The organism is Streptomyces sp. NPDC056160, assembly GCF_042268205.1.
GTDB lineage: Bacteria > Actinomycetota > Actinomycetes > Streptomycetales > Streptomycetaceae > Streptomyces.
Window position 1 is genome coordinate 1 of the sequence record NZ_JBHJUW010000247.1, and the last position, 6,842, is coordinate 6,842.

Sequence of the window (6,842 nt, forward strand, 5' to 3'; positions counted from 1 at the left end):
CCGAGTAGTCCTTCATCGCCATCGGCGGTGGTCTCGCTTTCTCCGGATCAAGCAGATCCAGTATCAGCGTGTCCACCACTCAGGGGGAGGCTCCGTGCGCATCTCCTGGTGCTCGTACAGGGCCAGCACGCGCAGCTTGGAGCAGCCCGCAGCGGCCATGATGTCCTGGAGGTCGACGTCGTCGAGCAGCGTGGCATCACGGCCGTACTCGGTCTTGCGGGCGGCCACCGAGAGGACCTTCGCGACCTGCCGGCCGCGGACAAGCTCCTGACCGGTGACCTCGGACAGGTGCTCGGCCAGAGCGGCGACGGTGTGCAGGCCGACCCCCTTGCCCAGAGGGAAGGACTTCGAGAAGGGGATCAGCGCCCGGAAGCCGCGGGGTTCGCCGGACAGGTCCATGGCACTGACGGGCAGGAACTCGGTCTCTCCGGGGCCGCGGGGGAACACCGGCTCGTCCATCAGCCGCACCCACGCATCCAGAGCAAGGCGGCTGGTGTGTTCCAGGTGGGTGTACTTTCCCTTGCCGCCCAGGTTCAGACACAGCAGCGGCTTGGTGGGCGAGCTCGGTGCCCACCAGGCGGTGCGGGCACCGTTGATCTGGTTGCTCAGCCGGGACACACGGGGCGTCATGACCACCAGCGGTACGGGCAGCGAGTGCAGCGACTTCATCGCCACTTCCACCCGCAGTGCGGCGTAATGCCGCCGGACCTTCCACTCCTCCGGTTCCTGGGACTCATCGGAAGCGCCCTTGGGACTGTCGTGCTTTTTGTCCTTGGCGGGTCGGGCGTCGAGCCAGTTGTTCGACCACAGGTGCTCGGTGTCCCAGACCATGACGTTGTTCTCGGTGTCCGGGCGCAATGCAATGGTGCGGCCGTCGACCGATACGTCGGTCTTGGCCACCAGAGAGGCAAGATTCGAGCTGGCCGCGTCCCACACCCATCCGTCCGCGTCCACGGCGTGCGGGCCGAGGCGGACGTGGTCCCACACCATCACGTGTTCGGGCTCCACCGAGGCGAACAGGTCGGCGAGGTCACTGCTGTAGGCCAGGGAGATCTCCTCCGCCGGCGTCTGCAGCAGGGCCTGTTCCCACAAGGCCACCGCGGCCCGCAGATGCGCTCCCGGCAGCTTCTTGGACAGTGCGAGGAACTGGGGAGGCTTGCTCTTGCTGGTGGGATTCAGCGTGGCGCTGGTGGCACCGCTGGCGCGCAGGACCGTCAATAGCCCGGCATAGGGCAGGTTGGCCTTCGAGCCGGTCTTGCCGCGGTAGATGTCGCGCAGCTTCTTCCACTCGTGCTCGATCTTGTCCGGGAAGCGGTACAGCCACACGGTGCCCATCAGCGCGGCTGTCAACGGCGCGGCCAGCAGGGACATGCGGGTGTCATTCGAGGGCATTACTCAATTCCTTCATCGTCCAGAGCCGGGGCGGGAACCAACGTGACGGGATGGGGCAGCAGGCTCTCGCTGTGGGCGAGGTCGAGCCAGGCGGCGAGGGTGGAGCCGTAAACGCGGCACAAGATGTCCTGCTCGTCGGCGTCGAGCTGGTCGTAGTAGGAGCGCAGGAGACGAGGGAAGTCGCAGCCCAACTGCTGGTTGAAGAAGGCGTGGTCGACCAGATAAAGCTCGACGGGAGTGCCGCCGCGCCGGGCACGCCCGGCCAGCTGAATGAGCTCGACGAGGATCCCCGCCAGGACCTCGGTCTTGAGGAACTTCGGCATGCGGGAGAACCGCGGATCGGTGCGCAGCAGCAACTCCCGTTGGCGGATGGCCGCACTGCGCTGGGAAGCGAGCATGCCCGCAGGGTCGGCGCTGACGGCGTCGGCGGCGATGTCACAGGAGTTGATGCTCGCGTACATCACGGACGGCTCGTGCAGGTGCGTGATGGGGCGCACCCCCACCCACACCGAGGCGAGCGCCGAGCGGTCGGTGTGCGGGATGAGGATGTTCAGACCGCGGGAGACCACCGACAGCGGTGCGCAGATCACCTTCACCCGTGGGTGGGTGGCGGGCAGGTCTTCGAGTTCGTCGATGGTCACCCGCACTACGCCCTCGGGCAGGGCCACGGCCGCTTTGGCGGGGTCCCGGCTGCTGCTGACGAGGACCGCGACCCATTCCGGGCGGCCGCACGCGGCCGCGATCCCGGCGGCCATCACCTCCGCGTGGAAATAGGAGTTCCCGGCCAGCAGCGCCAGCTCCCGCAGCGGGTCGTTGCGGACGACCTTCTCCAAATGCGACGACATCTGGGTGTGCCACAGCCGCTCGGCGAGTTTGCGCAGCTCGGAGGGTTTGCGCTTCTCCTCCACACCGCCGATCGAGATCGGCTGCCAGCCGATGTCGGTCGCCGACACACTCCCGGCATGGGCGGTGACCGCACCGACAGCGGCCGGTCATCACGTAGGCGGGCAGGGTGTGCACGTGCTGCAGAGCGGCCTTGGGGAAGAACGCGGTGGCGGACAGCCCGAGCACGCTGCGCCGCACCCCCGCGGTCGCCAGGGCGACGGTGTCGCCCAGGCGGACGGTGGAGGTGTGCGGGTCGCCGCCCAGCGACTGCAGCGACAGCCGGCCGGTCCCCCCGGCGTTCTTGTCGAGCTTGAACCCGTACAGGTTCTGCCCCAGCGGCCCGTAGGGAATCGGCTCGTCGCGGGGAATCAGCCCCATCGTGGACACCAGGTCAGTGGCCGCGTTCACTTCCCCCAGCAGCGGCAGGAGCGACCACTTCAAGGTGTGCAGCTCGTTGTGGAGCGCACGGAGCCAGGCCCGCACCAGCAGATCATTGACCAGCGCGGCGCGCCGGGAGGCGGGCACATGGAAGGGCGCGCCGCCCAGGATGCGCGAGATGGAGTCCTTGAAGACCGCGAGCTTTCTGCTGCGGCGGGTGCCCTGGACCTTGCCGGCCAGAGCCTGGCGGATCTGCTCGGCAAGCGGCTGCCAGCCCTCCGGCACCCCGGCGTCAGTCTGCTCGCCAGGGAAGAGCGCCAGGTAGGCCTGGTGGACTCCTTCACTGACCTCAGCATCCGGCGAGGCGCCCGTCAGCATGCGACACAGCTCGGCGTCCTTCTTGCCCACCATGTACCAGCCGGATCCGGGACGATTCTGGCGCTCCTGCTCGGACTCCAGATACAGATGCCCGGTCAGCACGTTGTCCAGGAAGGTCTCGCTGAGCCGGCGCGCCTCCATCAGCGGGTTGGTCACCAGCAGGTTCTTCAGCGCGGTCAGGCCGTTGCGGTGCCGGTCGACTTCTTCCAGCCGCCCTCCGTTGCCGCGGCCACGGCTGATGAGAGTGAACTCCTGCGCGCCCTGCGTGCACCAGGTGGACTGGAACGCGTCAACCTCGTCGATGATCACGACGCGGCAGCGGCGCAGCACGAACTCCAGCACACTCATGTCGTTGACGACCCGCCCGCCGTCCACCTCGACGGGTACCTTGCAGCGCCCCCGGATCAGGTTGTGGTGGTTGGTCACGATGATGTCGGCCTCGGCGGCCTGCCGGACGTGCTCGAAGCGCCGGCAGATCCCCATGCGCGGGCACAGGTGCCTGCCGGCAGACTCCGGCTCGGCGGGCCCGTCGAGCCACTCCAGTTGGGCGCAGGGGAGCTTGGTGCGGTCCAGTCTCGGGCCGTCGACCTGCCAACCGGTCATCTCGCAGCCGCCGGCGAACTGCTCGAACCGGTCCTCGCGACCCTGGGAGAACGCGAGCTCCGCCTGGTCGTCGTAGCGTGAGGACGCCACCCAGGCCACCACCCGCAGAGGCTTTTTGGCCCGCTCGGCCGCATCCTTCACAGCGGCGGCTGTCTCCTCGACCAGTGCGTTATCCGCGGCCAACTGCTCGGCGGTCCCCAGCCCTTCACGGATGCGGCCCACCACCACGAGGACCGGCCCCTGGCCGCCCGCCGCAAGAAGGTGTGCCGCATCCCGCATCAGCACGCTCTTGCCCACCCCGGTGGGCGCATTCAACAGCGTCATCGCTCCGGCAGGCAGTCGCAGCTCCGCCGCCGTACGGCCGTAGGCGTCGGTGAGCCGGTCGAAGAACCCCTGCAGCAGGCCGGGCTTCCACCCGAACTTCTCCGGCTGGGCTCTCGCCTGGCCCACCACGCGGTCCATCACGGCCTCGCGCGGCAGCCTCGCCTCGTCAAGGAACGGCTCGGTGCGCAGCCGGACCGGTGCCACAAAGGCGTTCTTCTCGCTGGCAGGAATCTCTACCGTGTACAGCCCATCGTGACCGAACCCCCACAGGCCCTCGCCGGCCGTCGGCAGCGTTGTCTCCAGCATGCCCCGGTAGTCCTCGGCCTCCTGAACGAGGTTCTCGGCCAGGACGAGGGGCTCTTGAGCATGGCAGGCCACCAGCCAGTGGGTCTCGTCCGCGTTCGACTCCTCCGGAATCCTAAACAGCGCCGTGGGCGCCACCGCGTACTCCAGCACCGCCTCACGGAACGTCTCCGGCTGCGCCAGGTCCCCCTCCTGCCTGACCGCCCGCCACAACCGGCCCACCAACTCGTACTCGGCACGCGGCAGCGACAGCCACGCACCCCACAGGTCGGTGCGCCGACCTGCGAACATCGCCGCGAAGTCCAACGGCACGCCGCTTCGGCCATCGACGGTCTCGAAGGCGAAGTACCGCTGAGACAAGGTGAGATAGGCAGCGACGGCACAGCGCTGCAACGCCTCACGAACCTCACTGGTCTTCACAATGCACCTCGGCACCAGCGAAGGACTTCGGTAACGAGGTCCTTGTCGGTCATCACCTCAAAGTCCGTGCGCCCGGCAAGACGCGCCCGCAGCAGCGGGAGATCGGACCGTTGCCGGTGGGGCACCACGATGGTCAGCGGCACTGCTCCGCCCAGCACGGGACGCTCGAGCAACGCATCGGCCAGGGCACCGAAGGACCGCCACGCCTTCGCATCCACCCGCCACTGCTTGGCCACCAGCGGGTCGGCGGCTGTGATGCGCAGGTCGTAGCGGTCACCGTCCGGATACATGAGAACGTCGAGACCGGCGATGCCTCTCAGCGCGCCCCGGATCGCGAACTCCATGCGCCCCGGCAGGGTCAGATACCGCCACACCGTCCGGGAGACCGCCAGATAGTCACCGGCCGCCGGGAAGCCTTCCACCTGACCGGCCAAGCCGCCCCCGCCCTCCAGGACCGGAGGGCCGCCTCCCCGCACCGGCCGGTAGGTGTACTGCGCCCCCTCCAGAAGATGGGCGTCGCACGAGACGACGAAGACACCGTCGCCAGCGGACTGGGCCCGCATCGGCCAGGCACAGGTGGGGCGCGGGAAACACCAGCCCGCCGCGTTGCACCACGGCCAGGACGAGACCGGCTCGAAGAACCCGAAGCGCCCCCACAATCCGCCCCACTTCTCCCACAGCACACCCTGCTCCGCCACCGGATCACTCGCCAGCAGCTCGCGCACCCTCGCGTAATCGTCCGGCGGAAGACGCCGGATCTCCGCGTACAGCTGCTGCTCCTCCTGCTCGGCGCGCAAGCGCGCCCAGGGCCAGTACTCCATCAACGCCTGCTGCGGCACGAGATGTTCACGCCCCAGGTCCTCCACGGCATCGCACAGCAGGCCGTCCTCGTTCAGCAGCCTCATCTCGCCGAGCGGGTCCCCGCCCTCGCTACCCGCGGGCAGAAGGGGCGCGAGCCCATGGCGCAGGCCCCGCCGCAGCACGCCCATGTCCAAGGCGGCGGCCGCGCCGGCACCGTGTGTCGAGCGCAGAGCCCCGAGGCAGTCGATGAGCCGGGCAGCACGCTGGCCCGGATCGCCGGTACGGTCCGCTTCCGCTACAGCTGCTGCGCAGCACGCGGTCAGCGCCAGGTCGCGGCGCCATCGAGGAGTGTTCCGTTCCACAAGACCCATAGCGGCTGAATAAACGAAAAACCTAACGAATGTCGCATAAGGTGCCGGTCATGAACGCCAAGACCGCCCCATCGGCCCAACCCGAGCCCCCCACCAGCACCACCCCGGCACCCGAGACCACCGACCCCTGGCTGTGGGCCGCCGCCCCGGACGCCCCTCTGACCGAAGACGACCACCCCTTCAGCGGCAAGTGGATCTGGTTCACACCGATCAGCCTTCTCGATGCCTCCTGGACCACGATCCGCGCCGCCACCCAAGACGGCCTCCTCGGCTACCGCAGCAAGGCAGGCACGCTCATCAACACCCGGCCCAAGAGCGACGACACCCGCCGCCCCATCTGCATCTACACCAGAGACTGGCGCGACATCGACGACGTCCAACGAGCACTGACCAACCTCCGCGCCCTCGGCACCGTCGACGTCCTGCTCTACAAGACCGACAGCGACACCCTCAACGGCCGCTACGGCACCGGCGCCAGCACCTTCGTCGCCCCCGCCGCCAAGCAGAAACTGGTCATCCCTAAACGCACCCGAGAAGCCCTCGAACACCACTACGCGGCGCGTGCCCAGGCCCGAGCTGCTGCGACACGCAGGAAAGCATCAGCACCGAAGGACACTTGACATCCACAAGGGCACCAAGTGGGCCGAGCGAGCAACCCTCCCTCGCGCACCACCGCTACCCCGCCTTGAAGCGCGTCTCCTTACCTGAAGATCTACCGCCGTGCGGTGTGTTCGCCGCTCTGTGGCCGGGTCTGTCCAATCAACGGCTGATCTTGGTTGTTGAGGTCAGTGGCTGGTGGGGGTGAGTCGGCCTTCGAATGCGATCTGGAACGCGTTCAGCGGTGCCTTCCAGCGCATCGTCCAGCGGCGTCGTCCCTTGCCGGTCGGGTCCAGGCTCATCAGCGCCATGTAGACGCACTTCAACGCGGCGGGTTCCGAGGGGAAGTGACCGCGGGCCCGAACGGCCTTGCGGATGCGGGCGTTCACG

General features: G+C 68.3%; 5 protein-coding genes and 1 pseudogene. 1 reads left to right on the forward strand and 5 read right to left on the reverse strand.

The window, feature by feature from the left end:
* Nucleotides 1–63: 63 nt before the first annotated feature.
* From ACFC02_RS40920 to ACFC02_RS40935, 4 genes are read right to left on the reverse strand one after another with little or no spacing between them, the layout of a single operon-like run.
* The gene (locus ACFC02_RS40920) at nucleotides 64–1,392 is read right to left on the reverse strand and encodes a pPIWI_RE module domain-containing protein (protein ID WP_376367840.1); all 1,329 of its coding nucleotides are present in this window, start codon (nucleotides 1,390–1,392) and stop codon (nucleotides 64–66) included.
* A complete protein-coding gene (locus ACFC02_RS40925; protein ID WP_376367842.1) occupies nucleotides 1,392–1,856 on the reverse strand; it encodes a hypothetical protein in 465 nt (154 codons plus the stop codon). The genes ACFC02_RS40920 and ACFC02_RS40925 overlap by 1 nt, the downstream gene beginning before the upstream one ends.
* The gene (locus ACFC02_RS40930; RefSeq protein WP_376367844.1) at nucleotides 1,828–4,683 is read right to left on the reverse strand and encodes a hypothetical protein; all 2,856 of its coding nucleotides are present in this window, start codon (nucleotides 4,681–4,683) and stop codon (nucleotides 1,828–1,830) included. The genes ACFC02_RS40925 and ACFC02_RS40930 overlap by 29 nt, the downstream gene beginning before the upstream one ends.
* Nucleotides 4,680–5,855 carry a hypothetical protein gene (locus ACFC02_RS40935; protein ID WP_376367846.1) on the reverse strand — a complete coding sequence of 392 codons (1,176 nt, stop codon included), beginning with the start codon at nucleotides 5,853–5,855 and terminating at the stop codon, nucleotides 4,680–4,682. Before ACFC02_RS40935 ends, ACFC02_RS40930 begins: the two co-directional genes overlap by 4 nt.
* A gap of 50 nt (nucleotides 5,856–5,905) precedes the next feature.
* Between ACFC02_RS40935 and ACFC02_RS40940 the strand changes: the two genes are divergently transcribed.
* Nucleotides 5,906–6,475, forward strand: a complete 570-nt coding sequence (locus ACFC02_RS40940) for a putative phosphothreonine lyase domain-containg protein (RefSeq protein WP_376367848.1) — start codon at nucleotides 5,906–5,908, stop codon at nucleotides 6,473–6,475.
* A gap of 165 nt (nucleotides 6,476–6,640) precedes the next feature.
* Here the strand turns inward: ACFC02_RS40940 and ACFC02_RS40945 are convergent.
* Nucleotides 6,641–6,842, reverse strand: a pseudogene (locus ACFC02_RS40945) (IS256 family transposase); the annotation flags it as partial.

What these genes read in the sequence shown, in the direction of transcription:
- ACFC02_RS40940 (WP_376367848.1), top strand. Translation starts at nt 5,906, where the DNA reads ATGAACGCCAAGACCGCCCCATCGGCCCAACCCGAGCCCCCCACCAGC.
- ACFC02_RS40935 (WP_376367846.1), bottom strand. Translation starts at nt 5,855, where the DNA reads ATGGGTCTTGTGGAACGGAACACTCCTCGATGGCGCCGCGACCTGGCG.
- ACFC02_RS40920 (WP_376367840.1), bottom strand. Translation starts at nt 1,392, where the DNA reads ATGCCCTCGAATGACACCCGCATGTCCCTGCTGGCCGCGCCGTTGACA.